1 rRNA gene is annotated in these 459 nt (G+C 48.6%); it reads left to right on the forward strand.

The features are described from left to right. A 23S ribosomal RNA gene (locus F7Q96_RS26550) occupies positions 1-459 on the forward strand; the annotation flags it as partial.

Raw genomic sequence — 459 nt, forward strand, 5'->3', positions numbered from 1 at the left:
AGGCGTAGTCGATGGGAAAATGGTTAATATTCCATTACTTCTGTGTAATGCGATGAGAGGACGGAGAAGGCTAAATCAGCCTGGCGTTGGTTGTCCAGGTGAAAGGATGTAGGCATGTATCTTAGGCAAATCCGGGGTACTCTATGCTGAGATCTGATAGCAAGCTGTACTTGTACAGCGAAGTGGTTGATGCCATGCTTCCAGGAAAAGTCTCTAAGCTTCAGTTACACAGGAATCGTACCCGAAACCGACACAGGTGGTCAGGTCGAGTAGACCAAGGCGCTTGAGAGAACTCTGCTGAAGGAACTAGGCAAAATGGTACCGTAACTTCGGGAGAAGGTACGCTGTTGTTGGTGATGGAACTCGCTTCCTGAGCTGACGACAGCCGCAGAAACCAGGCCGCTGCAACTGTTTATTAAAAACATAGCACTCTGCAAACACGAAAGTGGACGTATAGGG

Origin of the sequence: Cupriavidus gilardii (assembly GCF_008801915.1) — a bacterium.
Taxonomy (GTDB): Bacteria; Pseudomonadota; Gammaproteobacteria; order Burkholderiales; family Burkholderiaceae; genus Cupriavidus; species Cupriavidus gilardii.